This is a genomic window from Corallococcus caeni, assembly GCF_036245865.1.
In the GTDB taxonomy this organism is placed as follows: Bacteria; Myxococcota; Myxococcia; order Myxococcales; family Myxococcaceae; genus Corallococcus; species Corallococcus caeni.
Genome location: NZ_BTTW01000008.1, coordinates 318984 through 344470, shown reverse-complemented (window position 1 = coordinate 344470; position 25487 = coordinate 318984). Strand labels below are relative to the sequence as shown.

Annotated in this window: 23 protein-coding genes; 10 read left to right on the top strand and 13 right to left on the bottom strand. The window is 70.3% G+C overall.

Annotated elements, in window-relative coordinates:
* Positions 1–98: 98 nt before the first annotated feature.
* Positions 99–1442 carry a sigma 54-interacting transcriptional regulator gene (locus AABA78_RS30660; RefSeq protein ID WP_338268577.1) on the bottom strand — a complete coding sequence of 448 codons (1344 nt, stop codon included), beginning with the start codon at positions 1440–1442 and terminating at the stop codon, positions 99–101.
* Positions 1443–1587: 145 nt separating this feature from the next.
* Between AABA78_RS30660 and AABA78_RS30655 the strand changes: the two genes are divergently transcribed.
* Both AABA78_RS30655 and AABA78_RS30650 read left to right on the top strand, forming a co-directional pair.
* Positions 1588–3477, top strand: coding sequence for an SPFH domain-containing protein (locus AABA78_RS30655; protein WP_338268575.1), 1890 nt, complete (start codon positions 1588–1590; stop codon positions 3475–3477).
* 74 nt (positions 3478–3551) lie between these two features.
* Entirely contained in the window at positions 3552–4334 is a 783-nt protein-coding gene (locus tag AABA78_RS30650; protein ID WP_338268574.1) for a hypothetical protein, read from the top strand.
* On the opposite strand, the gene AABA78_RS30645 is transcribed toward AABA78_RS30650, so the two are convergent.
* The 3 genes from AABA78_RS30645 to AABA78_RS30635 all read right to left on the bottom strand — a co-directional run bounded on the left by AABA78_RS30645 (position 4328) and on the right by AABA78_RS30635 (position 7204).
* Positions 4328–5533, bottom strand: coding sequence for an extracellular solute-binding protein (locus AABA78_RS30645; RefSeq protein ID WP_338268573.1), 1206 nt, complete (start codon positions 5531–5533; stop codon positions 4328–4330). The two genes, AABA78_RS30650 and AABA78_RS30645, sit on opposite strands and share 7 nt — an antisense overlap.
* A 283-nt stretch (positions 5534–5816) precedes the next feature.
* Positions 5817–6185, bottom strand: coding sequence for a hypothetical protein (locus tag AABA78_RS30640; protein WP_338268572.1), 369 nt, complete (start codon positions 6183–6185; stop codon positions 5817–5819).
* A 26-nt stretch (positions 6186–6211) separates the two neighbouring features.
* Entirely contained in the window at positions 6212–7204 is a 993-nt protein-coding gene (locus AABA78_RS30635) for an alpha/beta fold hydrolase (protein WP_338268571.1), read from the bottom strand.
* Positions 7205–7341: 137 nt separating this feature from the next.
* Here AABA78_RS30635 and AABA78_RS30630 point away from each other — a divergent pair, with 137 nt between their 5' ends.
* From AABA78_RS30630 to AABA78_RS30615, 4 genes are all read left to right on the top strand, one after another.
* The gene (locus AABA78_RS30630; RefSeq protein ID WP_338268569.1) at positions 7342–8247 is read left to right on the top strand and encodes a hypothetical protein; all 906 of its coding nucleotides are present in this window, start codon (positions 7342–7344) and stop codon (positions 8245–8247) included.
* A gap of 126 nt (positions 8248–8373) precedes the next feature.
* Entirely contained in the window at positions 8374–10638 is a 2265-nt protein-coding gene (locus AABA78_RS30625; protein ID WP_338268568.1) for a DUF4139 domain-containing protein, read from the top strand.
* Complete coding sequence (locus tag AABA78_RS30620) at positions 10638–12197, top strand: mucoidy inhibitor MuiA family protein (protein ID WP_338268567.1); 1560 nt, start codon at positions 10638–10640, stop codon at positions 12195–12197. Before AABA78_RS30625 ends, AABA78_RS30620 begins: the two co-directional genes overlap by 1 nt.
* A 14-nt stretch (positions 12198–12211) precedes the next feature.
* Positions 12212–12976, top strand: a complete 765-nt coding sequence (locus AABA78_RS30615; RefSeq protein WP_338268566.1) for an alpha/beta fold hydrolase — start codon at positions 12212–12214, stop codon at positions 12974–12976.
* Here AABA78_RS30615 and AABA78_RS30610 read toward each other — a convergent pair whose 3' ends face one another.
* The 3 genes from AABA78_RS30610 to AABA78_RS30600 all read right to left on the bottom strand — a co-directional run bounded on the left by AABA78_RS30610 (position 12977) and on the right by AABA78_RS30600 (position 15588).
* Positions 12977–13480, bottom strand: coding sequence for a hypothetical protein (locus tag AABA78_RS30610; protein WP_338268565.1), 504 nt, complete (start codon positions 13478–13480; stop codon positions 12977–12979).
* A 68-nt stretch (positions 13481–13548) separates the two neighbouring features.
* Positions 13549–14709: an FAD-dependent monooxygenase gene (locus AABA78_RS30605; protein WP_338268563.1), complete on the bottom strand. Its 1161-nt coding sequence runs from the start codon at positions 14707–14709 to the stop codon at positions 13549–13551.
* Between the two features lie 30 nt (positions 14710–14739).
* Positions 14740–15588, bottom strand: a complete 849-nt coding sequence (locus AABA78_RS30600; protein WP_338268561.1) for an MBL fold metallo-hydrolase — start codon at positions 15586–15588, stop codon at positions 14740–14742.
* Positions 15589–15842: 254 nt separating this feature from the next.
* On the opposite strand from AABA78_RS30600, the gene AABA78_RS30595 reads away from it, so the two are divergent.
* Positions 15843–16427 (top strand): hypothetical protein, encoded by a 585-nt coding sequence (locus tag AABA78_RS30595; RefSeq protein ID WP_338268559.1) that lies wholly within the window; start codon positions 15843–15845, stop codon positions 16425–16427.
* Between the two features lie 3 nt (positions 16428–16430).
* The gene (locus AABA78_RS30590; protein ID WP_338268557.1) at positions 16431–17324 is read left to right on the top strand and encodes a type VI immunity family protein; all 894 of its coding nucleotides are present in this window, start codon (positions 16431–16433) and stop codon (positions 17322–17324) included.
* A 22-nt stretch (positions 17325–17346) separates the two neighbouring features.
* On the opposite strand, the gene AABA78_RS30585 is transcribed toward AABA78_RS30590, so the two are convergent.
* Complete coding sequence (locus AABA78_RS30585) at positions 17347–18414, bottom strand: NADH:flavin oxidoreductase/NADH oxidase (protein ID WP_338268556.1); 1068 nt, start codon at positions 18412–18414, stop codon at positions 17347–17349.
* Positions 18411–19037, bottom strand: coding sequence for a peptide deformylase (def, locus tag AABA78_RS30580; protein ID WP_338268554.1), 627 nt, complete (start codon positions 19035–19037; stop codon positions 18411–18413). The genes AABA78_RS30585 and def overlap by 4 nt, the downstream gene beginning before the upstream one ends.
* Positions 19038–19175: 138 nt before the next feature.
* Here def and AABA78_RS30575 point away from each other — a divergent pair, with 138 nt between their 5' ends.
* Positions 19176–19673, top strand: a complete 498-nt coding sequence (locus AABA78_RS30575) for a hypothetical protein (RefSeq protein ID WP_338268553.1) — start codon at positions 19176–19178, stop codon at positions 19671–19673.
* A gap of 2 nt (positions 19674–19675) precedes the next feature.
* Here the strand turns inward: AABA78_RS30575 and AABA78_RS30570 are convergent, their stop codons facing one another.
* Complete coding sequence (locus AABA78_RS30570) at positions 19676–20827, bottom strand: fatty acid desaturase family protein (RefSeq protein WP_338268551.1); 1152 nt, start codon at positions 20825–20827, stop codon at positions 19676–19678.
* 93 nt (positions 20828–20920) lie between these two features.
* Entirely contained in the window at positions 20921–21397 is a 477-nt protein-coding gene (locus AABA78_RS30565) for a MaoC family dehydratase (protein WP_338268549.1), read from the bottom strand.
* Between the two features lie 237 nt (positions 21398–21634).
* On the opposite strand from AABA78_RS30565, the gene AABA78_RS30560 reads away from it, so the two are divergent.
* On the top strand, positions 21635–23035 hold the full coding sequence (locus AABA78_RS30560) for a BamA/TamA family outer membrane protein (protein ID WP_370469493.1): 1401 nt from the start codon (positions 21635–21637) through the stop codon (positions 23033–23035).
* A 9-nt stretch (positions 23036–23044) separates the two neighbouring features.
* On the opposite strand, the gene AABA78_RS30555 is transcribed toward AABA78_RS30560, so the two are convergent.
* Together AABA78_RS30555 and AABA78_RS30550 are read right to left on the bottom strand one after the other, a co-directional pair.
* Positions 23045–24001 carry a DUF5995 family protein gene (locus AABA78_RS30555; protein ID WP_338268547.1) on the bottom strand — a complete coding sequence of 319 codons (957 nt, stop codon included), beginning with the start codon at positions 23999–24001 and terminating at the stop codon, positions 23045–23047.
* Between the two features lie 157 nt (positions 24002–24158).
* The gene (locus tag AABA78_RS30550; protein WP_338268546.1) at positions 24159–25412 is read right to left on the bottom strand and encodes a c-type cytochrome; all 1254 of its coding nucleotides are present in this window, start codon (positions 25410–25412) and stop codon (positions 24159–24161) included.
* Positions 25413–25487: the final 75 nt, after the last annotated feature.

Sequence of the window (25487 nt, the reverse complement as noted above, 5' to 3'; positions counted from 1 at the left end):
GATTCCTCCCTCTTCAACGATGGGGGCTCGCCCGCCCATGTGCCACACGTCGCCCTCCTCCCTCCGGAGCACGGGGAGCCGACCCGCCACCGCGGAGCTCACGCACCGCCGCGAGGGGACACGCCCAGCCGTTTCATCATCGTGCGCACCGTGCCGCCGGGGTCCTTCGCCGTGCCCCGGCCGACCTCGCCCAGCAGGCGCGCGGCCTCCGCGGCATTGCCATCCGCGCGCCGCAGCGCGGCCTGGAGGGCCAGCCGTTCCAGCCTCTCCCGCTCCGCGCGCAGGTTCATCGTTCCCGCAGCCACGCGGCGCTCCACCTCCTGCGCGGAGACCAGCACGGAGGAGCCCGTGCGCTCCCGCTGCCACAGCCGTCGCGGCAGGTCCGACACGAGCAACTCATCCCCGGCGCGCTTGGCCACCAGCGCGCCGTAGATGACGTTGCGCAGCTCGCGGATGTTGCCGGGCCACGGATAGGCCCGCAGCACGTCGAGCGCCTCGGGGGTGGCGCCGCGCACGCGAGGGCCGGCGGGCTCCGGCTCCTCCACGGCGTAGTAGCGCTCCAGCCAGTGCAGCACGAGCGGCGCCACGTCCTCCTGCCGCTCGCGCAGGGGCGGCAGGTGGATCTGCACCGTGGAGAGGCGCTCATAGAGGTCCTCGCCAAACATGCCGCGGTCGATGAGCTGCTTCAGGTCCCGGTTCGTCGCCGCCAGGATGCGGAAGTCCACCTTGCGCCACGCGTTCTCGCCCAGGCGCGAGATGACCCGGTCCTCCAGCACGCGCAGCAGCTTCGACTGGAGCGCGTGCGGCGTGTCGTCGATCTCGTCCAGCAACACCGTGCCTCCTTCCGCCGCGGACACCAGGCCGTCGTAGCCGTGCACGGCGCCGGAGAACGCCCCCTTCGCGTAGCCGAAGAGCTCTCCCTCCATGAGCTCGTTGGGGATGGCCGCGCAGTTGATGGGCACGAAGGTGCGCGAGCGCCGCTCGGACCACTCATGGATGAGCCGCGCGGCGACCTCCTTGCCCGTCCCCGTCTCCCCCGTGAGCAGCACTGGCATCGACGTGCGGGCTGCCTGCGCCAGGTGGCCGAGCAGCGCCTTCGCCGCCGCGCTGTGCGCGATGAGCGTCCCCGAGACGCGAGGCGCTGGCAGCTCGACGAGGCTCTCCTCCAGACGGCGCAACAGCCGCGCCTCCCAGTCATCCGCGCCCGTGCGGATGACGTCCACCGCGCCCTGCTCCACCGCGAGCCGGAGCAGATCGACCGGCACGGGCTGCTCGCACAGCCAGACCCAGGGCCCCGACTTCGGCGCGGCCGGAAGCCGTGGCCGCGCGGAGCTCACCACCACCACCCCGGCACCGGCGCCTATCGCCTTCCAGCCCGCGGCATCCAAACGCTGCTTGAGGGACGGCCTGGGAGCCGGACCCCTCCACTCGAAGGTGCGCATCCCGCGAATCAAACACGGACGGCCCCTGATTTGAATCATGGCGCACTGAAGCGTCCCCAGCAGTTCCAGGCACTTGGCCCTGGCAGGGGGCGTGCAGTGGAGGGGCGCACTCCCGCAATGGCGCGGGCCGCAGGAGAAGGGCCTCATGGATTACTTCGTGGTTCTGGCCGGAGTCGCGTTGCTGCTGGGCGTGGGAGTGCTCTACGTGCTCAGCGGCGTGCAGGTCATCGGCGAGAACGAGTCGGGGCTGATCATCAAGAAGTTCGGCGCACCGCTGCCGCCCGGGCGGCTGGTCGCGCTGGAGGGCGAGGCGGGCTACCAGGCGGAGCTGCTGCCGCCGGGGTGGCACTTCGGCTATCCGTTCTGGCGCTTCAAGGTGACGCGCGTCCCGGTCGTGGTGGTGCGCCAGGGGCACATCGCGCTCGTCGTCGCCAATGGCGGCGCACCCATTCCGCCCGGCTGCATCCTTGGCCGCGAGGTGGCCTGTGACGGCTTCCAGGATGCGCGCGCGTTCCTCGAAGGCGGTGGGCAGAAGGGCCGCCAGCTGGCCTTCCTCACCGCGGGTACCTACCGCATCAACCCCGCGCTGTTCACGGTCATCACGCCGGAGAACGCCGAGCGGTTCGACATGGACGTGGAGGACCTGGAGATCTTCAGCGTGGGCCCCGACAAGGTGGGCATCGTGACGACGCTGGATGGCCGTCCCATCCCTGCCGGAGACCTGGCGGGCGTGCCGGTGGAAGGGCATGACTCGTTCCAGAGCGCCCAGCAGTTCCTGGACGCGGGCGGCTGCCGTGGCCTCCAGGAGCAGGTGCTGCTGTCCGGCTCGTGGAACCTGAACCCGTGGTTCGTGCGCGTGGAGCAGATCCCCATGACGGAGGTGCCCATCGGCTACGTGGGCGTCGTGGTCAGCTACGTGGGGCGCGAGCACCTGGACGTGTCCGGTGACGAGTTCACGCACGGCGACCTCGTGGAGCGCGGCCGCAAGGGCGTGTGGATCGAACCGCTGCTGCCGGGCAAGCACCCGCTCAACACGCGGGTGATGAAGGTGGAGCTGGTGCCCACGACGAACATCGTCCTCAACTGGGCGCAGCGCACCGAACAGCACAAGTACGACGAGAAGCTCAGCCCCATCACGGTGCGCTCGCGGGACGGCTTCAGCTTCATGCTCGACGTGTCGCAGATCATCCACATCAGCATGAAGCAGGCGCCGCGAGTCATCTCGCGCGTGGGCTCCATGCAGAACCTGGTGGACCACGTGCTGCAGCCCACGGTGGCCAACTACTTCCGCAACTCCGCGCAGCAGGTGACGGTGCTGGAGTTCCTCTCCGCGCGCACCGACCGCCAGCGCGAGGCGTACGAGGCCATCCGCGGCGCGCTGGGGGCGTATGACGTGGAGTGCATCGACACGCTCGTGGGTGACATCCAGCCGCCGGCGGAGCTGATGAAGACGCAGACGGACCGGAAGATCGCCGAGGAGCTCCAGCGCACCTACGAGGTACAGCGCGAGGCCCAGGTCCGCCGCCGGGAGCTGGAGCGCGCCACGGCGGTGGCGAACATGCAGCCCGAAGTGGTGCGCAGCGAGCAGATGGTCGCCATCAGCGAGAAGGGCGCGCTCGCGGCCGAGGAGACGGCGAAGGGCGAAGCCGCCCGCACGCGGTTGCACGCGGACGCGGAGGCGCACGGACTGCGGCAGCGCGCGGAGGCGGAGGCCGAGTCGAAGCGGCTGCACGGCAGCGCCGAGGCCGAAGCGACACGGCTCGTGGGTGAGGCCAAGGCGGAGGCGTACCGCACCGGTGTGGCCGCGCTGGGGGCCCAGGCCTTCACGGCGGTGCAGCTGGCGACGGTGCTGGCGCAGCATGGGGTGAAGCTCGTGCCGGAGATCGCGCTCGGCCAGGAGGGAGGCGGTGGGCAGGGGCTGCTCGGTGCGCTGATGGCGCGGGTGCTCCAGAACGAGCAGAAGCCGCAGGTGCTCCAGCGTCCCGTGAAGCCAGCGTCTGGCAATGGCTTGGAGAACGTCCACAAGCAGGCCTGAGCACCGGTCATCCCTCAGCGGGGGCGGAGTCGATGTCAGGAGATCCGACAGTCGAGGCGGCAAGGACGGCCCTCTTGCAAGCGCTCCGGGCCATGCCCCGGGGCTCGGGCCCGGGGGCGCTGCGCGGCCTCGCCCCGCTGCTCGAAGCAGCCGTCGCGGAGGACACGGACGTCGACCTCCGCTTCCGGGATGAGCTGATCCGGGTCCTGGGGCCGGTGATGGGCGAGGACACGCCCGTGACCGTGGAGGATGCGGCGGCGTGCGTGACGGGCGTGGAGGCGAAGCTGCTCGTCGCCACGCTGCCTCCCCTCCGCGCGGTGCTCGCGGAGGTGCAAGGGTTGAAGTTCAGCCTTACGCACGAGGCCGTCCGCGTGCTGTCCCGGGCGGACGCGTGTCTCCAGCAGGCCCCGAAGCTCGTGACCCGTGTGGAGCTGGAGCGGGCGCTGGGCGCCGCGTGCGAGCGGCTCGCGGCCGAGCTCTCCCGGCTCCATGCCCCGGTGCCTGTCCCGGTGGAAGCAGCGCTCGGCGTCGCACGGGGGTTGTTCGGAGACGGGCCGCAGCCCAGGGGCGCGGCGGTGCTGGAGATGGCACGCGGCCTGGACGACTTCTGCCGGCGGGCACCGCTGTCCACATCGGACCTCGAAGCCCTGCGGGAACTGGCGCGCCGGGCGGACGAGGAACGTGAGACGCCCGGCTGGCCCCTCCTGCTGGAACGGCTGCGGACGGTGCGTCCCCGGTTGATCCCCCAGAAGCCGCTGCCTCCGCTCTATCGCTCGCTGGCGGGAGCCCCCGCACGAGTGCCTTTGGCGGGGTCCCTCGAAGCGCTGCTACGCCCGATGCATGTCTGTGATCACTGAAGGTCTTCTAGCAGGGCCGCCTGGAGCGCCTTCCGGTTCTCGGGGAAGTGCTGGTTGGGATAGGGCCGCGCTCCACTCAGGATGGCTTCGTACTGCTGATACATGGGGTCGGAGCGCGCGGGCTCCCGCTGATAGAAGGCGCGGTTGGCCTGGAGCAGGTAGCGAGGCCGGGTGCCCTCGGGGCCGTCTTCACTGAAGGCGATGAGGTTGCGCGTCTCCGGGGCCTGCATGAACGACGTGAAGGCCCGGGCGTCCTCCGCGCACGTTCCGGTGCAGCTCGCGTTGAGCACCAGCGCATCCACGAAGACCGCTGGCGCCGAGCCCGTGCCCAGCGGAACCGAGATGACCTCCGGGAGCGGCATGGAGGGATTGGCCTTGAGGATGTAGAACAGGCGCTCCGTGTAGCCCATGAAGCCATTGGCCTGCTCCGCGGCGAAGGCCTCTTCCGCCACCGAGTTGTCTGCGTAGGTGCCATCCAGGCACGGATTGACGCCCGCTTCGAGCGAGCAACTGTCGACGACCTCCGCGAACGCCCCCACCGTCTGTGAGTCGAGCGGCAGGGAGATGGCCCTCGCGAGCGCATCCCCCGGATGCGTGTCCGCCCAGGCATCGATGTATGAGGAAGGCAGCGTCCAGCTCCCATCGAAGTTTGTCGCCAGCGGGCGCTTGCCGGGAGCCGCCTCGCGGAGGATGCGCACGAGCGAAGCGCTGTCGGTGGCGGACCGGATGTTCGAGGTCCGCGAGTAGACGACGTTGGTGCACAGATAGGTGGGAACGCCGTAATTCTCACCAGCGATGCGGACAGCCTCCTCGGCCGCGGGATGCACGACGCCCGCCTCGAGTGCGACCGGCTGGATCCATCCCTTCGCCGCGAGCGACCCGAGCAGCAGCGTGTCCACCTCCACCACCTGGGCGGCCCCGGCATCGGCCCCCAGGAGTTGGTTCAGTGTTCCCCCCTCATCCAGGTCATAGACATCCAGGTTGGCGTCGAACACGACATCCAGGTCGATGTCCGGATGGGCCTTCTCGAAGTCAGCCTCCAGCCGCTGCTCCAAGCTGGCGAAGGTGTCCCCCGCGGAGTCGGGGATGTATGGGAACAGGACCGCCTTCAGCGGACGCCTGGGCACGGGGTCGGGATCGGATTCCGAGCAGGCGCTCAGGACCAGCACGGCGGGGATGATCAGGACTCTCCAACTCATGGCAGGTGACCTCTCTTGGAAGGGATGGCCGCTGGCGCGCGGACGCCTCGGGGTTGGATGATGGTCCGGCGATGCGCGGCTCCGGAAGGATGCTGGCGGTGGGGGCTCCCGACGGCGATGCCCGGCTGGGCCAGCGACATGAGCGGGCTCTTTGGGTTCGTGTTGCTCCCGCTTGCCTACCTTTGGGCCCTCGTCGCGGGGATCATCGGACAGGCAGTGCGCAAGCCCCTCGCGCAACTGGCGGCGTTCAACGCCGCCCCTCCGACCGGGCGACGGCGCGCGCTTACGTCTCGGGCGGCCCCGAAAGCAATGGCATCACGTCCACCGCGTCGCACGGGAAGATCGTGAAGTGTGGATGATTTTCGAACAACTTCGCCGCGGCTTCATGCGACGGCGCGCGCACGACGACGAAGACGGTCAACTCGTTCACGACATCCGCGATGCCATCCGGCGACGTCCGCTTGGTTTTGCCGAGCGGGCCGCCCTGGTAGACGATGACGTCCCGGTGCTTCTCGTCCCAGGCGGCCAGGGCGGCGAGGCCTTCCTTGTCCTTCGCGCGCCGTTCGTCGTCGGACATCGCATACCAGGCCCGCCAGCGCGGACTCGTCTTGTTGCTGAGGAAGACCGCGAGATAGGTACTGTCCGTGATCATGCGTACGACTCCCTTTGTCCGAGCGCCTAGCGCGCGAGGAACGCGCGCATCGCGGCGACGACCTCCGCCTGCCGCGTGAGCCAGAGGTAGTGCCCCGCCCCTGGGAGCGTCACGACCTTCCAGTTCGGCAGGCTCTTGAGCAGCGCGTCCTGGGCGGCCTCGTGCTGACGCAATTGCGGCAGGAAGACCCGGGCGCGCTCGCGCAGGTCGGCCGGGAGGTTCTCCGCCTGGGACAGGAACTCCACCCACCCCGCGAAGGCCTGCTCGTCGGAGATGGACAGCACGGGGCCCCGTAACTTCGCGTAGTCCGGCAAGGCCGAGCCCCGGATGCACTGCTCCGTCGACTCGGGAAGCCGGCGATAGCGCAGGTACGCGCCCGTGGCGGCGTCGAACTCATACGCCTGCTCAATCTCATGCGGAGGGAACGGGCCGCCCAGGTCGCGCGCCAGCAGCGCCGTCACGGCCTCGCGTGACGGCTGCCCGTCGAGCACCGTGAACGGCAGCGGCGGCAGCGGACCGGGCTTCAGGAACTCGGCGATCTCCCCCTTGTTGTCCGTGGCGTCCAGGAAGATGAGCGCCTCCACCCGCTCCGGATGGTTCAGGCCCATCCAGTTCAGCTCATCCCCCGCGAGCGAATGGCCGGCAAGCGTCGCCTTCCTCAATCCCAGTCCGTCCAGCGCGGCCAGCACGTCGTGCCCCAGCGTCGCGCTGTCGTAGCCTGTGGCGGGCCAGCTGGACGCGCCAAAGCCTCGCCGCGTGAAGGCGTAGACGTGGTGCGTGGCGATGAACTCCGGCGCCAGCACGTCGAAGACATGGCCAGTGCTCCCCAGGCCCGGCAGGAACACCAGCGCCGGCCCCTTGCCGCCGTAGTCGAGCACCTCCAGCTCGACCTCCGGCGCCACCTTCACCCGCCGCACCTGATGCAGCGGATCCGCCGTGCCGCCCGGCGGCGGGGACGGAGTGGTGGCACAGGCAGAGAGCAACAGCACCCACGACAGACGCAGCCAGGACGTTCGCATGGACGGCAACCTTTGCATGGTCACGCGCGACAACGGAACAGACTCAAGCCTGCAAATAATGCCTGACTTGATTTGATCGTAATTTTCCATCCCTCGCTGAATCCCCTCCCAGGTGACAGATGATGCGCTTGAACTGGATGACGTGGTCCCCTGCCCTGCTGGTGTCCGCAGGCCTGATGCTGGCCGCGTGCGGCGGCGCGGAGGTGCAGTCACCCGGGCCGGACGTGTCTGCCATTGGCGCGGTGGAGGGTGAGGCGAACTCCCCCATCTACGACCGGGCGCGCGCGTTCGCCGCCGCCAATCCCAAGCGTGACGGCGGTTCGTGGAACCAGTGGTGCGGGTCGCTGATGGTGCGCTTCGGGCAGCTCCCGGACTCCGCCGTACGGCCCACGGCCATCGAGGCGTACCGTGCGTCGCGCATCGTCTCCCTGGACGCGTCCAAGGCGCTGACGGGGGCCTTCCACTGGTGGGACATCGGATCGGCGGGCCACGTGGGCGCGGACCTGAACGGCGGTGGGGGCACGGTGTTCATGGCCACGTACAACCTCTCCCAGTCCTGGGGGGATGCGATTGGCGTCAACAGCGTCTCCGGCTACTCGGCGAAGACGGGGGCGCGCTATCTGGGCTGGTCCATGGACTACGCGGGCGGGAAGATCGCGGGCGGAGGACAGGCGCCGGGCGGCGGCTCCAGCAGCCTGCCGCAGACGACCACCGAGTTCGACGGCATCCCGGGTGAAATCTATTACAAACGCATCCAGACCGTGGGCCAGCGCGACTACGGCTACACGGGCCCCATCGACGGTGTGACGGGACCGAACACGGAGAAGCTCCGCGTGCGCATCACCGCGCGCGAGCTGAACCGGCGCGGCAGCCCGCGCACCTCCGCCGAGGACGATGGCATCCCCGGCTCCATCTACTGGACCCGCGTGCAGACCGTGGGCCGCGAGTTCGGCTACACGGGCCCCATCGACGGCGTCCCCGGCGCGAACACCTCCAAGGCCGAGCACCAGATCTGCGCGTACGCCGTGAACCGCGCGTTCTGACCGCTGCCAGTGCCCACGGCGCGGTGCGTGATCCGCGCCGTGAAGTGCCTTCCGCCCCCTGCTCGCCGTCGCAATGGGCGGGGGCCTCGGGGTAGCGTGCGGCCCTCTCTGCGGAAGAGGGGGCCCATGCGCGTTGTACCGTCCGTCCTGGAATCCGTCACCGTTCACGCCGAGGGCGCGCTGTGCACGCGCGCCTTCGTGCTCTCACCCGAGAACGGGCACCTGCCCGGCCAGGTCCGCGTCGACGGCCTGCCCCTGGCGTTGCGCACGGGCTCCCTGCGCGCCCGGGTGGTGGAGGGGCCGTCGGGCCTCCTCGTCCGCGACCTCAAGCCCACGTTCGACGTGCGGCTGCCGCCGGAGTCGGAGCTGCCCGCGGAGCAGGACGCGCTCGAAGCAGCGGAGGCCGCGCTGTCGGCCGTGCACAGCCGGCTGGAGCGGGTGCGCTCGGAAATCGCGGCGCTCCGCGGCCTGACGCCCACCTGGCCGGCCCAGCGCAAGGGCCATCCACCGCGCGAGGCACCGCTGACCGCGATGCTGTCGCTCACGGGGTTCGTGGACGCGGAGCTGGCGGAGCTCCAGTCCCAGGAGCTGGACCTGGAGCGTCAGCACCGCGACGCCACGAACGAGCTGGAGCTGCGCCGCCGCCGCGTGCAGGAGCTGTCCTCCGCGCGCAGCGTGGACCGGGCCCGGCTGTTCCGCGCGGCGCTGCTGACGCTGTCCGGCCCCATCGCGGCGCAGGGCGATGCACGACTGGTGCTGGAGTACGCGGTGGCCGGCGCGCGCTGGGTGCCCACCTATGACCTGCGCCTGCCGCGCACGCTGGAGGAAGGCACGCTGCGCATGCGCGCCGCCGTCATCCAGCGGACCGGCGAGGACTGGACGGGCGTGCGGCTGGCCGTCTCCACCGCGAGCCTGGAGCGGCGCGCGGAGGTGCCGGAGCTGAAGTCGCTGCGCATCGGCCGCAGCCAGCCGCCGCCCGCGCGCTCGGGGTGGCGCGAACCCGCGCCGGGCCTGGAGGAGCTGTTCGCGGGCTACGACGCCCTGCACGTGGCTCCCCCGCCGCCGGTGCTTCAAAAGCCCCAAGCGCCCGTGGCCCCGATGTACGAGGAGCCCGTTCCGGAAACCGATGACGACGGCTACGAGGAGCAGGAGTCCTACAAGGAAATGGCAACGTTCGGAGGCGCGCCAGGAGGCGCCCCCAGCGTGTCCCGACCTGCTCCGCCGCCTCCCCCCATGGCGGCACCAAAGTCCTCGGGAGCCTTCCTCGGCGGTTCCCGTCCCTCCCCCCGCCGCAGCGTCACCGGAGCGGTCGCCGCCGCGCCGCCGAGCGTGTCCGCACCGGCGTCGGCCCGAGGCGGCGGAGGCATGGACCGCATGCGCAACAAGAAGCGAGCGGTCATGGAGGAGAGCCTCGAAGACGCCCCGATGGAGGACCTGTTGTCGGCGGACGAAGAGGGCGGCGGCGACGAGCTTCGCCGTGCGGCCGGCCTGGAGCCGGCGGACAACCTGTTCGACTACGACTCGCTGACGCTGGCCTCCGCGGCCTCCGCAGCCTCCCCGGCGCAGCGGGGCCGGCTGCGTCCCCGGCCCGCGCTCATGTCGCAGGCGATGCTGTCCTTCACCTCCGTCAACGTGCAGGTGGAGGTCGTGCGCCTGGAGGCACAGGCCTTCGTCTTCGCCGAGTCCGTGAACAGCGTGACGCCCCCCACCTGGTCCGTGCCGCCGCGCGACTCCGCCCGGCACTTCGATGCGCGCTTCGACGCGGAGGCCGTCGCGGACGTGCCGTCCGATGGCGCCTGGCACACCGTGCCCATGCTGACGGTGCCTCTGGAGTTCAAGGCCGAGTACGTGTGCGTGCCCTCGGTGGAGCCGCGCGTCTTCCGCACGGTGCGCCTGGACAACGCCTCGCCGCATCCGCTGCTCGCAGGGCCGGTGGACGTGACGCTCGGGGACGAGTTCCTGATGACGTCCCCACTGCCCACGCTGGGGCCAGGTGAGACGCAGCGGCTGGGCCTGGGCGTGGAGGAGGCGCTCCAGGTGGCGCGCAACACCCGCTTCGAGGAGGCCACGGGCGGCATGTTCGGCAACAGCACCGTGCTCACGCACCACGTCTCCGTGGAGGTGGCCAACCACCTGTCGCGCCCCGCGAGCATCGCCATCTCCGAGCGCATTGGCGCGGTCCCCGAGGCCCAGAAGGACCTCAAGGTGGAGGAGGCGGAGGTGGTGCCGCCCTGGCATAAGGCCACGCCCCTGCCGGGTGAAGACGCGGTGGAGGGCGAGCGGGTGTGGCGCGTGAGCGTCCCCGCTGGAGAGAAGCGTTCGATGAAGGCGACGTGGGTCGTGAAGCTGCCCGCCAGCAAGATGCTGAACGGCGGGAACCGGAGGACGTGATGCGCACTTCCATTCTGTTGCCCCTGGTCAAGGTGACGGTCCTGGAGGACCGGGCCCTCATCGAACGCAGCGGCGCGGTGACGCTGCCCCCGGGCCCCTGCCGCCTCGTGGTGGACGGGCTGCCGGCGGTGGCGGTGGACCGCTCGCTCCAGGCGAAGCTCACCGGCGGCACGGTGACCCAGGCCAGCCTGCGCCGCACGATGCGCGCGGTGCTGCCGGAAGCGCTGCGTGAGCACCACTCGGAGCTGGCCCGGCGCGCCTTCGAGCGCGAGCAGGTGCTGGCCCGCGCCCAGGCGGAGGTGCGGCGCCTGGAAGCCAAGCACGAGCTGCTGGAGACCGCGCGCCAGGACGTCCTGCGCGCCATCTCCGAGCGCACCGGCGCCGGCGAGGCGGATCCGGCGCAATGGAAGGACCAGCTCGCGACGGTCCGCAAGGAGCAGACCGCGGCGGACGATCAGCTGCGGCAGGCCCGCCGGGACCTGGGGCGCCTGGAGCGGCAGCATATCCAGGAGACCCGCGACGTGCTGTCGCGCACGGAGGCGCCGGAGCCCACGGTGGACGTGCGCGCGGAGCTGGACGTGAGCCACTCGGTCGGCGGCGAGGCGACGCTGACGCTCAGCTACCTGGTGCCGTGCGCCGCCTGGCGTCCGGCCTACCGCGCGGTGCTGGGGCTCGCGGAGGCGGCGTCCACGGTGACGTTGGAGTGCGAGGCCGTCGTCTGGCAGAACACCGGCGAGCCGTGGAAGGACGTGACGCTGGCCTTCTCCACGGCGCGGCCCACGCTGGGGGCCACGCCGCCCCGGCTCACGGAGGACTGGCTGACCCTGCGGGACAAGACGTCGCGCGAGAAGCAGGTGGTGGACGTCTCCATCCGCGAGGAGTCAGTCCAGGAGACGGGCGAGTCGGGGACGGCAAAGGCCGCGGACGCGCTGCCCGGCATGGACGACGGCGGCGAGCCGGTGACGCTGTCCGCGCCGCACAAGGCCACGGTGCCGTCGGATGGCGAGGCCCACCGCGTGGCGCTGTTCTCCTTCACCGCGCCCGCCACGTCGGAGCTGGTGGCCTGTCCGGAGCAGTCGCCGCTGGTGCACCGGGTGGCCCGCTTCGACAACACGGGCCCGACGGTGCTGCTCGCGGGGCCGGTCGACCTGGTGCGCGCCAACGGCTACGTGGGCCGCGCGCAGCTCAAGTTCGCGGGCCGCAACGAGCGCGTGAAGCTGGGCTTCGGCAGCGAGGACTCGCTGCGCGTGTCGCGGCAGGTGGACATGGGCGAGGAGGTCGCGCGCATCACCGGCCGCCGCACGCGCACGCAGAAGGTGAAGCTGTTCGTCTCCAACATGGGCGCGAAGCCCGCGGCGCTCGCGGTGGAGGAGCGCATGCCGGTGTCGGAGGTGGAGGCGGTGGAGGTGGCGATGCTCAAGGACGCCACGAAGCCCGCGCCCACGAAAGTGAGCGACGAGGGCATCGTGCGCTTCGAGTTGAGCGTGCCGCCGCGCTCCCGGCAGACGGTGACCTTCGGCTTCACCGTGGCCAGCGCCGCGAAGGTCGCGGGCCTGTAGGAAATCCCCACGCCATGCCCTTCGCGACGAAGTCCGGCCGCCGCATCCACTACGAGGTCCAGGGCCACGGCCCTCCCCTGCTCCTGCTGCACGGCCTGCTCCAGCTGGGCTCGCACTGGTCGCTCAAGGGGTACCTGGCCGCGCTGACGGACGCGTACACGGTGGTGACGTTCGACTCGCTGGGGCATGGCCGGAGCGACACGCCGCACGACCTGGAGGCCTACGGGCTGCGGCACCGGGTGGAGGACGCGCTGTCGGTGCTCGACGCGCTCTCCATCGACCGGGCGCACGCGTGGGGCTATTCGATGGGCGGGTGGACGGTGTGTGGGCTCGCGTCCTTCGCGCCGGAGCGGCTGGCGTCCTACGTGGTGGGCGGGTGGGACCCGGCGGTGGGCCTGCCCGTGGCCTACGCGGCGCTGGAGAAGCAGCTGCGGCCGGGAAAGGACGTGGACTGGTTCCAGGTGCTCCTCTTCGGCGCACGGCGCGCGCCGGAGCTGGCGGAGGCCATCGACGCGGGAGACCTGGACGCGCTGCGGCTGTGCCTGAAGGCCTGTGAGAAGTCCGCGGGCCTGGATGAGGCGCTGGTGCAATCCAGGCGGCCGGGGCTGCTGTACTGCGGCGCGATGGACCCGTACCACGACTCCATGAAGGCCGTGGCCGCGCGGGCCGGCGCGGCGTTCGCGACCATCGAGCATGCGGACCATGGCGGAGCCTGGGCGAAGGCACCGAAGGTGCTGCCCCACGTGCTGCCGTTCCTCGAGTCCGTCGCGCGGCGCTGATCAGTTCGTGGATTGGATCGCGATCACCCGGACGTCGACCTCCTCGCAGGCGGCGTCCCGGCAGATGCCATGGAGCCACGCCTCGCCCTGGCCGAACATCACGCCCTGGTCGTTGACGAAGACGTCCGCGTAACGCTGCCGGGTGATGACTTTGGCGATGACCGGCGTGACGATGGCGTCGTAATGCCGCACGAAGGACGCGGCGTCGGGCAGCTTCACCTTCCTGCCGCCGATGTTCGCGGTGAAGGGGTAAGCCACCAGGGCCGCGACCGCCTTCGCATCACGCGCGGCCACGGCCCTCTGGAACGCCGCGAAGGCCTGCGCGTACTTCGCGGGCTCACCGAGGACGTCCTGGATGCGGGCATTGACCGCGGCGGTGGCGTCATCCGCGGCGACGACATTGGCCGCGGGGGGCCGTACGGCGGCCACCGTGGGTGCATCGCGTTGACAGGCGGCCGCGGACACGAGGACGACGGCGGCAAGCCGCGGAGGCTTCGTCTGCATGGGTACCCCCCCGCCAGGACCGACAGCGAAGCCCTGGCAAAGGCAGACTCTACAAAGCCCAATTCCTCTCAGCGCAGGCCCTGCACCAGGGTCTGTAGCTGACGTCTCGCGGCAGACTCCGGAACCCGCCGGAATAGTGCATCGCGGACAAAGCGTGCGGCCGGGCTCTCCCACTGGGCCAGCCGTCCCATCCGCCAGGACATCACGACCAGCGCATTGGCGCGCCGGACGCGGCGGGACTCGTAGGCCTTCAGTGCGTCCTCCACGCCGCCGGGGGCCGTGAGGCACTCCCCGAGCACGACGCCGTCCTCGATGGCCTGACAGCCGCCCTGCCCCAGGTTCGGGGTCATCGGATGCGCGGCGTCGCCCAGCAACGTCACGCGGCCCCTGCTCCAGCTGCGCACCGGCGGCCGGTCGTGGATGTCCGTGCGCAGGACCCGCTCCGGCGGCGTCGCCGCGAGCACCCGCGCGATGGGGGCGTGCCATCCCGCGAAGCGCTCCTGGAGGATGGCGAGCGTCTGGCCCGGGGCGTCCTGCGCCCCCTGCGGCGCGTTCAGCGTGGCGTACCAGTACACCTCGCCATGGCCGATGGGCACGATGCCGAAGCGGGCTCCGGGTCCCCAGGTCTCCGTGAAGTGGCCGGCCTTCACCAGGTCGGAGGCCGGACAGACGCCACGCCAGCTGGTGTAGCCAGAGTAACGCGTGGGCCGCGCGCCCAGCAGGCCGGCCCGCACGGCGGAGTGCAGCCCATCCGCGCCCACCAGGACGTCGCCGCAAACGGTGCCGCCATCGGACAACGACACCGTGACGCGGGCGCCGTCATCCTGGAAGCCCGTGACGGAGACGCCCAGCCGCACAGTCTCCTCCGGGCCCGCGTGGGCGCGAAGGACGGCCTGGAGGCGGGCGCGGTGGATGGACACCATCGGGGCATCCAGTTCCTCCTGGACCGAGCGCACGTCGACGCCGGTGATGCGGGCCCCCGTGGTGTCGAGGATGCGGCTGTCCTCGGCGCGCTCGCCCTCCGCCACCACCGCGTCACACAGGCCGATGCGGCGCAGGGCGACCGCGGCGTTCATCTGCACGATGATGCCCGCGCCCACCGGACGCAGCGCTTCGGCGCGCTCGAACACGGTGGCGCGGACTCCCGCGCGGCGCAGGGCGCAGGCCAGCGTGAGGCCGCCAATGCCGGCTCCAGCGATGAGGACGTGGCGAGAGGATGGGGACGTCATGGCGGCCTCCAGACGGGCCGGCGCTGGCGTTCACCCGAACCAGCGGCCGGAGTCAGGCGCGAAGACTCGCACGCGTTCGAGCAGTGACGCCGGCAGCCGGGCCTGGAGCGTCGCGTGGACCTGCGCGGGGCTGTAAGCCTGACTGAAATGCATCAGGACCAGGGCCTCGTTCTGGAAGCGGTCCGCCATGGACGCGATCTCCTCCAGGTGGATGTGGGCGCGCTCCTGCGCGTCGCGCACGGTGCGCTCCGCGTCGATGAACGTGCATTCGAGGATGAGCACACGGCTGTCGAACAGGGAGGGCTGGCGCTCCAGCACGTTGGAGAGGGTGTCGGTGCAGTAGGCCAGCTCCAGGCGTTCGACCTCATCGAACAGGGGCTCGCCGGCTTGGCGGCGGCGCCCAATCTCCGCGGGAGGCAGCTCGCGGTACTCGGGCTTGAGCTTCGCGACGCGGCGGAGGAACTGGTAGCCCAGCGACGGCACGGGGTGGTGCGTGCGAAAGGCGCGAACCCACAGGTCCTGCTGCACCTTCACGGTGTCGCCAGGGCGCAGGGGGACGGTGCGGATCTCGGACTTCATCCGGTGCAGGCGCCCCAGGGCCGCGAGGGCCTCCTGCACGGGCGCTTCGATCTCCGCCGGCAGGTAGACGAACGGCGGCCCCTTCCCCACGAGCGCGCGGATGCCCAGCAGCGATCCCAGCGCGCTCGCATGGTCCGCGTGCCCATGACTGAGGAAGATGCGGTCGGTGCCAGCGAAGGACCGGATGGGGATGCCCGCGTCCAGCAGCACCCCCAGCTCCGGCACCAGGAGCGACGTGTACACGCCGCCCACGGACACGCCGCGCACGGTATAGGGTCCCGCCTGCACCTCGGTCAGCATGCGCGGAAGCTTATGCGGACTTCGAAGGGAAGGCGCCCATGCGGCTGAGTCGAAGATGGACATCGCTTCTCTCGTGCACGGTGCTCATGCAGGCGTGCGGAGGCGCGCACGGGCGGAGCCGGTACGACTTCGACAGCGCGACGAACTCCTGCAGGACCCAGCCCGCCTACTGCGCCCAGGCCGCCGGAGAGGAGGCAGTGATTCCCAGGGCGGTGCGGACGTTCGCGACGGCGGGAAGCTCCGCGGCGGCGGCCGTGAAGGTCCTGGATGCCGCGCTGAAGCAGCAGGTGAAGAAGGCGCTGGAGGAGTGCGTGGACAAGGCGCGAAAAGAGGTCATCCTCGCGAACTTCGGGACCCGCAGCCCGACGCCGAAGGAGTGCAACGAGCAGGTCCGCGACGCACAGGGCCGGACCATCACCCGCGCGATGAAGCTTGGGGATGAGATGCACCGGGTTGCCTTCCAGTGCGCGGAGGAGAAGCTGAACCAACTCCGTCCGGGTGGTTTCAGCCTGGAGCCGACGTATCTCTACGACCTGGACAGCGGGAAGACGACTTGGTTGTCACCCGCCGAAGTGGCTCGCATCCGGCAGCGTGGCCCGCTGGGAGAGCTGAAAGGGTCTCTCGTTCCCGACGTGGTACTTCACGCTGGCGACCCGTCGTGGGTTCAAGCCGTTTATGATTTCAAGTTTCCTTGTGTGGATATCGACAAACGTCCGCGTTGGCGAACATACCCGCCGGGACATCCCTATGACGGTCTAACCCAGGATGCGGTCTACCGACAGGCATTCAGCCCGAGTGAGGTCCTTCAAGTGATTCCCTATCTAGGAGCCGGGCTATAGGCCATGAACTACTCATTCCTTCAGATTTCGCGTGGAAAGAAAACCGTCACACAAGTCGGCTTGAGCCTTTGTTTCTATCTTCCCAAGTCCACGCTGGACGTCACACAGGCGGTCTCTGAATCCCTACAGACGTATCTTCACGCCATCTCGCCCCAGACGCTCACCCACTACTCGGATGATGAGGGTGAATGGCAGGAGCTGGACGCAGCCGGCTGGGTTGTGGTCCGTGAGAAGATGAAACGCCCGCTCAGAGCGGATGTCTTTCTCACCAACGACGCTCCTTATCCCAACGGATACGAATTTCATTACGACGGAAAGGACCTCCATGCAGCCATCTTCCGTCGCGATCCAGGTCACGTGAGCGCGGTTCGATGTGTTCTTCCGCCGTCATGGATGAACACCCACGGTCCCGACAGCGTCCGGAAACTGGCGCTGGAGCTGGCAGCGCCGCTGCCCTTCAGCTCCGGGCACGCGGGACTGGCCGTCACCGGCTTCCTCGGTATGGGCTCTGTCACATTGGACTTGATTCCCCAATTGGTCCAATACCCCGGAGTCGACCTCATGGAGTTGGATCTGGTCTCCTGGGAGATCGGCACCCGCCTGCGCGTCCCGCACTGGCTCACCTTCATCGGCGATCCCGCGCTAAGCGCCATGGGAGGCGTGGACTTCCTGCGCTCCCAGCTCCACACGCCCGGCACCACCGTGGAAGCCCTCGACGCGTCCCGGGCCGTCGTCACGCTGGGGCCCGCGCCGCTCGCCGGCGGTCCGGACCAGCCGCTTCCGGCCTACCGGGAGCTGGCCCGCGTCCTGGAGCCCTGGGCCTTCCACGCGACCCGGCGACCCGCGGACTTTCCCGACGAGGACTTCTTCCCGTGGGACCGCCGGTTCCTCGACTGAACCGGCGTCCCCTCCCCGCGACTCAGTTCTTCGCGCGCTCGTACTGGTGCGGCCACAGCACGTCCGAGCGCAGCTCCTTCGCGGCGCGCAGCGGCCAGTACGGATCCCTCAGCAGCTCCCGCGCGATGATGATCAGGTCCGCCTGGCCCGTGGCCAGGATGTGCTCGGCCTGGAACGCGGAGCGGATCATCCCCACCGCGCCCGTCAGCACGCCCGCCTCCTTGCGCACCTTCTCCGCCAGGTGCGTCTGGTAGCCCGGCCCCACGGGAATCTTCGCGTACGGCACCACGCCGCCCGACGAGCAATCCACCAGGTCCACGCCCTCCTTCGCCACCAGCCGCGCCAGCGCCACGGAGTCCTCCGGCGTCCAGCCTCCCTCCACCCAGTCCGTCGCGGAGATGCGCATGAACAGGGGCAGCGACTCCGGCCACTTCGCTCGCACCGCGCGCGTCACCTCCAGCGCGAAGCGCGTCCGGTTCTCGAACGTCCCGCCGTACCTGTCCGTCCGCTTGTTCGACAGCGGCGACAGGAACTCGTGCAGCAGGTAGCCGTGCGCCGCGTGCAGCTCGATGACCTGGAAGCCCGCCGCCTTCGCCCTCACCGCCGAGTCCGCGAATGCCTTCACGATGCGCTGGATGCCCGCCTCGTCCAGCGCCACCGGCACGGGATAGCCCTCGTCGAAGGCCTCCGTCGTCGGCCCCAGCACCGTCCAGCCGCCATGCTCCGGGTCCACGCGCTTGCCCGCGTCCCACGGGCGGGGCGTGGAGGCCTTGCGGCCCGCGTGCGCCAGCTGGACGCCGGACGCGGCCCCGTTCTGGTGCATGAAGCGGTTGATGCGCGCCAGCTGCTCCACGTGCGCGTCCTTCCACAGCCCCAGGTCCTGCGGCGAGATGCGGCCCTCCGGCTCCACCGCCGTGGCCTCCGTCAACACCAGCCCCGCGCCACCCACCGCGCGGCTGCCCAGGTGCACCACGTGCCACTCGTTCGCGAAGCCGTCCTCGCTCGAGTACTGGCACATCGGCGAGACCACCACGCGGTTGCGCAGGGTGATGTCCCGCAGCTTCAGGGGGGTGAACAGCTTGCTGCTCATGTCGGGTCCTTTCGGGGAAGCGAAGGCGTCTCTTCCGGCAGCCCCAGCGCCGCGCGCACCTGGGCCGTGCTCTTGCCCAGCCAGTGCCGCCGGTGGTTGTCCTGCGTCGACAGGCTGCGCGTCTCCATGCGGTCCACGTAGAGCGTGCCGTCCAGGTGATCCAGCTCGTGCTGGAGGATGCGCGCGTACCAGCCGCGCGCCGACACCGTCACCGGCTGCCCGTTCTCATCCAGCGCCTCCACCCGCACGCCGCGCGCCCGGGGCACCAGCGCCGCGAAGCCGCTCACGCTCAGGCAGCCCTCGTGGAACTCCACCGGGGTGGGGTCCTCCACCACCAGCTTCGGGTTGATCAGCACGTGGAAGGCCACGGGTGCCCGCTCCCGCAGCGCCAGGTCCGCGGGCGAAGCGCCGGCCTGGTACTCCGCCCGGTCCTCGATGACCACCAGCCGCACGCCCGCGCCCACCTGCGGCGCCGCGAGCCCCACGCCGGGCGCGTCGCGCATCGTGTCGCGCATCAGCTGGATGAGCTGCCGCGTCTGTTCGCTGCCGATTTCTTCCGGGGTCAGCTCGCGCGCGCGCTGACGCAGCACCGGTTCCCCCGCCTGGACGATCTTGAGCACCATGGTGGCCCCACCGTAACAACCGCTCTCCCGCCGCGCCGCATCGCCGTGGGGCCGGCATGGCCCTGGTCGCCCGGTTCCCCACGGAGGGGGCAGCCCCTGGCGTGAGGGGGTGCCACTGACGATAGGCTGTGTCGCACCATGGCTCGCCGCAAGAAGGCCGACGAAACCACCGCGCGCGTGCGCAACCTGCTCGCCCTCGACGCCGCCGGCATCATGCGCCGGCTGGCCGCCCGCCGGGATGAGATGTTCCTCCTCTTCTCCCGCCTGCGCAGCCGCGACCCGCTGGTGGAGACGGTGGCCTCACGCTACGCGGACGGCGCCTTCGCCCAGCTCATCCACCTCTCCGAACAGGAGCAGGCGGTGGTGGACCACTTCTACGGGCGCCTGGACGAACTGCGCTGGTACTTCACGTACACCGAGGACATGCCCGGCACCGCGCACCAGACCTTCAGCGCCCTGCACCGCCGCCTGGAGGAGAGCTACCGGCTGTTCGTGGAGACGCTGGGCCTGCCCGTTCAACCCGACGGCGTGCGCGTGGTGAACGCGGAGGCCGTCCGCCAGGAGGCCACGACCGCGGAGGCGACGCCCGTGGCGCTCGCCCCGCTGCCTCGCCGCCGTCGCGCGCCGCCCGCCTGACGCTAGGCCGCGGAGGCCTCCGCCCGTGCGTCCGCGGCGGACATGGCCGGCGCCGCGGCCTTCACCAGCCGCTTCATGGACGTCTTGCCCACGACGACGTCCACCATCTTCCGCGCGCGCGTCCAGACGCTCTCCTGCACATACGGGATGCCGTACTTCTCGCAGAGGGCGCGCACGTGCGGCTGCGCCTCGCGGTACTTCAGCATCGGCAGGTCCGGCCAGAGGTGGTGCTCAATCTGGTAGTTCAGCCACAGGTGGGCGTAGTCGTTGAGGTCGCCGCCGGTGCGGTAGTTCGCGCTGCCCACCACTTGCTGCACCATGCGCTCCGCCTTGTTCGCGGGCGCGGAGTCGAAGCGGTACAGGTCCTCGCCGGTGTGGTTGGGCCCCACCACGAAGAAGGTGTGCAGGTTGGTGACGACGTCCGCCAGCACGGAGTTGCAGAACACGCTGAACGCCGCCCACGGTCCCAGCACCAGGAACGCCGCCGGGTACAGCCCGAAGAAGACGGTGGCGTACGGCAGGTAGCAGCGCGTGAAGAGCTCCCACAGCTCCGCGCGCGTCAGCGCCCCACCCTCGCGCCGCCCCTTGCGGCGCAGCGAGCCCAGCGTCTCCGGCGCGTAGTAGCTCGCGCGCCAGGTGACGGCCAGGAGCGCCAGCTGCACGTAGCGCAGGGGCAGCGACCGGCTGTTGTCACGCAGCGAGCCCTCCGCGTTGCGCTCCAGCAGGTCCGGATCCGCCTCCTCGCCGGTGTGCGAGTGGTGCAGCACGTTGTGCTCGAAGACCCACGCCTCCGGCAGCATCCAGTCCAGCCAGTCCACGAACCGGCGGGCGCCCTTCGCGAAGCCCTTGCTGGTGCGCGACGCGGGCATGCCCGGCACGCGGTCATAGCCCCGGTGCCCCACGTGGTGCATGAGCAGCCAGCGCGTGGAGCGGCCCAGCCCCAGCGCCACCGCGGAGAGCGGGTTGGGCGCGATCCACGCCGTGGCCACGCCCAGCACCGACGCCACCTTCCCCCAGCGCTCCAGCTTCCGCAGGTGCGCCGCGTCCGACTCGCCCAGGTCCGCGTCCAGCCGGGCGCGCAGCTCCTTCAGCTCCCGGTAGAAGCCCTCCACGTCCACGGAAGCCAGGTCGAAGTCAGGGGTGCCGCGGGACATGCGAAGGACTCCTCGGGAGCGGGACGGGGACCCGGACAGAAACGGGCCGCACGGTAGCCTCCACCCGCGCTGACGCAAAGCGTCCCGTCCCGCTCAGCCGCTCGCCGGGCGGCGGGGCAGCACCAGCTTCGCGACCAGCACCTGCACCACGTCGCCCTTCTGGTTGCGCGTCTCGCTGCGCACGGTGGCGATGCCCCGGTCCGGCCGCGTCCGCGACGGGATGATCTCCAGCACCTCGCTCTCCACGTGAAGGACGTCCCCCGGGCGCGTGGGCCTGGGCCAGCGGATGTCCCCGCCCGCCCCCACGATGCCGCCCTTGAAGGGCAGTCCGCTTTGCACGTTGAGCTTCATGGTGAGGGCCGCCGTGTGCCAGCCGCTCGCCGCCAGCCCCTCGAAGAGCGTCTCCTTCGCCGCGGCGTCATCCAGGTGGAAGCCCTGCGGGTCGAACTCCCGCGCGAAGGCGATGATCTGCGCCGCGTCCAGCGCGTGCGTGCCGCTGATGAACTTCTGCCCCACCGACAGGTCGTCCAGGAACAACGCCTGCCGCCCACCCTCTTCCGTCGAAGCCATGCCCGCGTCCCTCCAAGATGGGTGCATATCCAGATGATGAGGATAATATATCCGCGCGCAGGGTGCCCCTTCATCAGCAAGGGGGCCTCCCGCGGGCGCGGTGGCCACTGTCCTCCAGGGCGCACTGTCGGCCCGGCGCCGAGCGTACCGGGCGCAAACGTTGAGCATCGCGCGCCCGAGCCGGCCGACACCCGCTGAAACAGCCGGGGCCCGTGGACCGTGCGGTATGAGCAGGGCGTGCCGCGCCCCCGCTTCCGCCCTCACCTGTCCCTGCTCGCCGTGGCCCTGACGGGCCTGGCCGCCCCCTTGGCCCACGCCGACGAGGACACGCCCGTGCCCGCGCTCCACCGCCCGGAGGTGGCGGAGGTGACGGTGGAGGGCGCGAACAAGACGACGTCGTCGACGGTGCGCGCGTTCGGGCAGCTGGACGTGGGCGACGAGGTGGACAGCGAGGAGCTGGAGAAGGTGGAGCGGCGGCTCCTGGCCACGGGGCTGTTCCAGGACGTGCACGTGAGCACGGAGCCCCTGCCCGACGGGCGCGTGCGGCTGGTGCTGCGGGTGAAGGACAAGGCGTCGTGGGTCGTGGCCCCCACGGTGGCGCTGTCCTCCGCGAACACCGGCGGCGGGTTGCTCTACGCGGAGAACAACCTGGGCGGTCGCGCGAAGAAGCTCGCCGTCGCGGCGCAGGTGAGCACCGGCGAGAGCGGCGTGTACGTGGGCTTCCTGGACCCCATCCTCTTCGGCCTGCCGCAGCTCAAGTTCAGCCTGGAGGGGCAGCTGCGCAGCGACCGCGTGGACGAGTACAGTCCGGACGCCAGCCAGGACGACCCGGAGATCCTCCGGCGCACGCGCATGAACTCCGCGTCCCTCAGCTCCGAGCTGGGCTTCATCCTCTTCGAGCGCGTCCGCGCGGCGGCGAAGTACCGCCTGTCCAGCATCGACGCGCAGGCTCCGGATCCGAAGAAGCCGGTGACGTCGCAGGCGTTCTCCACCGGCCCGTCCCTGCGCGACACGTCGCTGCGCTTCATGGTGGGCCTGGACTCGCGCCAGACGCTGCACGCGGTGACGGAGGGGCTCAACCTGGAGGGCTCCTACGAGGTGTCCGTCCCGGGCGTGTGGAGCGAGTTCCGCTACCGCAAGTTCGGCATCCTCTACCGCCAGGGACTGCGCTTCTTCAGCGAGCACAACCTGGTGCTGCGCGGCGAGCTGGCCGTGGGCAAGGACCTGCCCTTCCACCAGGAGCTGGTGATGGGCGGCACCACGCTGCGCGGCTTCCAGTACCGGCAGTTCCGCGGCGACACCCGGCTCACCTTCACCGCCGAGTACCACTTCCCCCTCTTCAAGGTGAAGTCGCTGGCCTTCCGCGGCGTGGGCTTCTCCGACACGGGCGCCATCGCGTGGCGGGACCTGCCCTCCGACGGGATCCTCTTCGACGCCAGGGGACGCAACATCCGCGGCTACCTGCCGGAGTCGTATTCGCCAGAACAGCCGGCCGTCACCGTGGCCCAGGGCGTGGGCGCGGGCCTGCGGCTGTACCTCAACAACGTCGTGCTGCCCCTGCTGGGCGTGGACGTCGCATACGGCGTCAACTCCGGCCAGCTGCGCTTCTACCTCGTGGCCGGAGTCACGCCCTCCTGAGGCGGCCCGCTAGCTGGCGCGGGCGTTGACGGCCACGTCCGCGTCCGGCGCGGGCGGCACCACGCCGGGCCACGCCTCCGGCGGCAGGTCCAGGCTGAAGGGCGGCGCCTCGCCGCGCACCGTCCGCCATAGCGCCTTGTCCGCGCACAGCGCCTGGGCAATGCGGCCGGACGTCGTGCGCACGCGCTCCACGACGGCCTGGTACTCCTCGGGCGTCTGCGCCTCCAGCATCGCGACGACGTTCTCCCAGACGCGCTGCCGCCAGACGATGAGCATCTGCATCACGGCCCGCTCCACCACGGGGCGGCTGAAGGGCACCTTCAGCAGCAGCTTCGTGGACGTGCAGTGATAGCGCTCGGCGAGCAGGTCCAGGCACTCCGGGATGCACGAGCGGAGGATCTCGTTCACGTGGAAGTAGTCGTGCCGGTAGCGCGCCATGCGGCGCGCATCCGCCGGCGGCGACTGGTGCGCGATGTTGTCGTAGACGACCATTCCCAGGTCGTGGTTGATGTGGGCGCTCACGCCCAAGAGCGCGTCCTGATACGGCTGCGTGAGCCCCTGCGCCGGGTAGTGCGTCGCGAAGCGCCACGCCGCGGTGGGCAGCGGCAGGTTCTTCAGCGAGTCGCGCACCGCGATGAGCGCCTCCTCCGCGAAGCGGCCCGTCAGGTGGGACAGCCACTCGGGCTCCAGGAAGCCCCCCGCGTCCGGCCGGCTCAGCAGGTGGACGACCTTCCGGGTCACGATGGCGTAGATGTCCAGGAAGATGGCGCGTGAGTCGTTGCGCGCATTCAGCCGGCCGAGGATCTTCTCCAGCCCCTCCAGCGCCTCCTCGGCGTCGACGGGGTTCCAGAGCACGTCATCCAGTTGGATGGGTCCCTGCGCGTCCGGCGCCTTCGTCTCATGGAGGTGGACGGGCTTCGAACGCTGCTTGTGGTGGGACGAGGGGGAGGCCGGTGAAACAGTCATGGAATGACGCTCCGCGGGGTGGGGGAACGACTTCGCATGAAAGCTTATATCAACCTGCACATCCTGTGACAGCGGCCCACCCCGGAAGTGGGGAACTGTTTCAACGGCCCCCGCGTGTCGACACTCACGCGGGGGCTTTGTCACAACTTCGTCAAACTCAGGGGGCGGTGCCTTCGCTGACGCTGCCGCCCGTCTTGCCCAGGACGTACTTCGCGAGCGCCAGGGCGTTGTTCTCGTCGACGAGGGTCTCGTAGGTGGGCATCTGCGTGCCGGGCTTGAAGGACTCCGGGTTGCGGATCCACTTCGCCACTTCCTCGGGGGCCTTGCCCTTGGCGCCCTGGAGCTTGGCCTCGTAGGCCTTGCCGGGGGCGTGGCAGGTGGCGCAGCCCAGGGAGCTGAACATCTTCTCCGGGTCGGCGGAGGGCTCCGCCTTGGGGCGGCCACCGCTGGGGGGCGGGACGACCTTGTCGTTGGGCTTCATGGAGCGCAGGAAGGTGTAGAGGGCCGCGAGCTCCACGTCGTCCGCGTAGCGGTACTTGGGCATGGGCGGGCGCAGGATGTAGCCGCCCGGCGTCACGCCGGTGACCATGGCGTGCTTGAACTCATCCAGCGTCCACTTGCCGATGCCGGCCGTCTCGCTGACGGTGATGTTGGGCGACAGCAGCTTGCCCTCGCCGCCCAGCGGCGTGAGGTCGAACTCGAAGCCGCCGCTCAGCACGGTGTCCGGGTGCTGCAGCTTCACCGCGCTGCCGTCGAAGCCCGGCGAGTGGCAGAAGACGCAGTCGTAGACGCTGCCCGCCAGGTAGCGGCCGTACTCCACGGAGTCCGCCGCCTTCACGGGCACGGGCACGGCTTCCGTGCGGCTCTTGTCGTTGATGCCCATGGCGAACGCGAACACCATCCGGCCCGGGGGCGTCAATTCGGAGCGCGGCGGCTGGGCCTTCTCCGGCGCGAAGTCCGGGTGCCCGGAGCGCATGAAGCCGATGACCGCCGCGATGTCCTTGTCACCCATGTTGGGGAACGGGGGCATGGGGCGGAAGTGGTGGCTCTTGTCGATGCCGTTGATCACCATGCGGGCGATCTCCTGGTCCGTCCAGGCGCCCACGCCCTTCTCCATGTCGGACGTGATGTTCGCCGAGTAGAAGGTGCCCAGGTCGGGCGGGAAGTCGTGCATCCGACCGCCCACGGGCTTGGTGTTGCCACCGCCCGCGTGACACTCGCCACACACCGCGCGGAAGACCTGCTCACCGCGGGCAATGCCCTCCGGCGAGCTGTCGCGCGTGATGTTGGGCAGCGCCACATAGTCATACGTCTTGTTGATCTTGTGGGTGGCCACGCCCATGGCGGTACCCGCGCCAATCAAGACCAGGGCGACCAGCACTCCAATGGCCAGCAGGATCTTCTTCATCATGGGGAACGTTGCTCCGGACGAACGGGGACGAAACACGGACGCTCCGGCCTCCCCACGGGGAGGGGTGGACGGAGC

Bases quoted from the DNA above. Each gene is read 5' to 3' on its own strand.
- AABA78_RS30625 (WP_338268568.1), top strand. From the start codon at position 8,374: ATGCGCGTTGTACCGTCCGTCCTGGAATCCGTCACCGTTCACGCCGAG.
- AABA78_RS30635 (WP_338268571.1), bottom strand. From the start codon at position 7,204: ATGCGAACGTCCTGGCTGCGTCTGTCGTGGGTGCTGTTGCTCTCTGCC.
- AABA78_RS30615 (WP_338268566.1), top strand. From the start codon at position 12,212: ATGCCCTTCGCGACGAAGTCCGGCCGCCGCATCCACTACGAGGTCCAG.
- AABA78_RS30645 (WP_338268573.1), bottom strand. From the start codon at position 5,533: ATGAGTTGGAGAGTCCTGATCATCCCCGCCGTGCTGGTCCTGAGCGCC.
- AABA78_RS30655 (WP_338268575.1), top strand. From the start codon at position 1,588: ATGGATTACTTCGTGGTTCTGGCCGGAGTCGCGTTGCTGCTGGGCGTG.
- AABA78_RS30600 (WP_338268561.1), bottom strand. From the start codon at position 15,588: ATGCTGACCGAGGTGCAGGCGGGACCCTATACCGTGCGCGGCGTGTCC.
- AABA78_RS30555 (WP_338268547.1), bottom strand. From the start codon at position 24,001: ATGACTGTTTCACCGGCCTCCCCCTCGTCCCACCACAAGCAGCGTTCG.
- AABA78_RS30585 (WP_338268556.1), bottom strand. From the start codon at position 18,414: ATGAGCAGCAAGCTGTTCACCCCCCTGAAGCTGCGGGACATCACCCTG.
- AABA78_RS30640 (WP_338268572.1), bottom strand. From the start codon at position 6,185: ATGATCACGGACAGTACCTATCTCGCGGTCTTCCTCAGCAACAAGACG.
- AABA78_RS30620 (WP_338268567.1), top strand. From the start codon at position 10,638: ATGCGCACTTCCATTCTGTTGCCCCTGGTCAAGGTGACGGTCCTGGAG.
- AABA78_RS30550 (WP_338268546.1), bottom strand. From the start codon at position 25,412: ATGATGAAGAAGATCCTGCTGGCCATTGGAGTGCTGGTCGCCCTGGTC.
- def (WP_338268554.1), bottom strand. From the start codon at position 19,037: ATGGTGCTCAAGATCGTCCAGGCGGGGGAACCGGTGCTGCGTCAGCGC.
- AABA78_RS30570 (WP_338268551.1), bottom strand. From the start codon at position 20,827: ATGTCCCGCGGCACCCCTGACTTCGACCTGGCTTCCGTGGACGTGGAG.
- AABA78_RS30660 (WP_338268577.1), bottom strand. From the start codon at position 1,442: ATGCGCACCTTCGAGTGGAGGGGTCCGGCTCCCAGGCCGTCCCTCAAG.
- AABA78_RS30605 (WP_338268563.1), bottom strand. From the start codon at position 14,709: ATGACGTCCCCATCCTCTCGCCACGTCCTCATCGCTGGAGCCGGCATT.
- AABA78_RS30575 (WP_338268553.1), top strand. From the start codon at position 19,176: ATGGCTCGCCGCAAGAAGGCCGACGAAACCACCGCGCGCGTGCGCAAC.
- AABA78_RS30565 (WP_338268549.1), bottom strand. From the start codon at position 21,397: ATGGCTTCGACGGAAGAGGGTGGGCGGCAGGCGTTGTTCCTGGACGAC.
- AABA78_RS30590 (WP_338268557.1), top strand. From the start codon at position 16,431: ATGAACTACTCATTCCTTCAGATTTCGCGTGGAAAGAAAACCGTCACA.
- AABA78_RS30630 (WP_338268569.1), top strand. From the start codon at position 7,342: ATGACGTGGTCCCCTGCCCTGCTGGTGTCCGCAGGCCTGATGCTGGCC.
- AABA78_RS30610 (WP_338268565.1), bottom strand. From the start codon at position 13,480: ATGCAGACGAAGCCTCCGCGGCTTGCCGCCGTCGTCCTCGTGTCCGCG.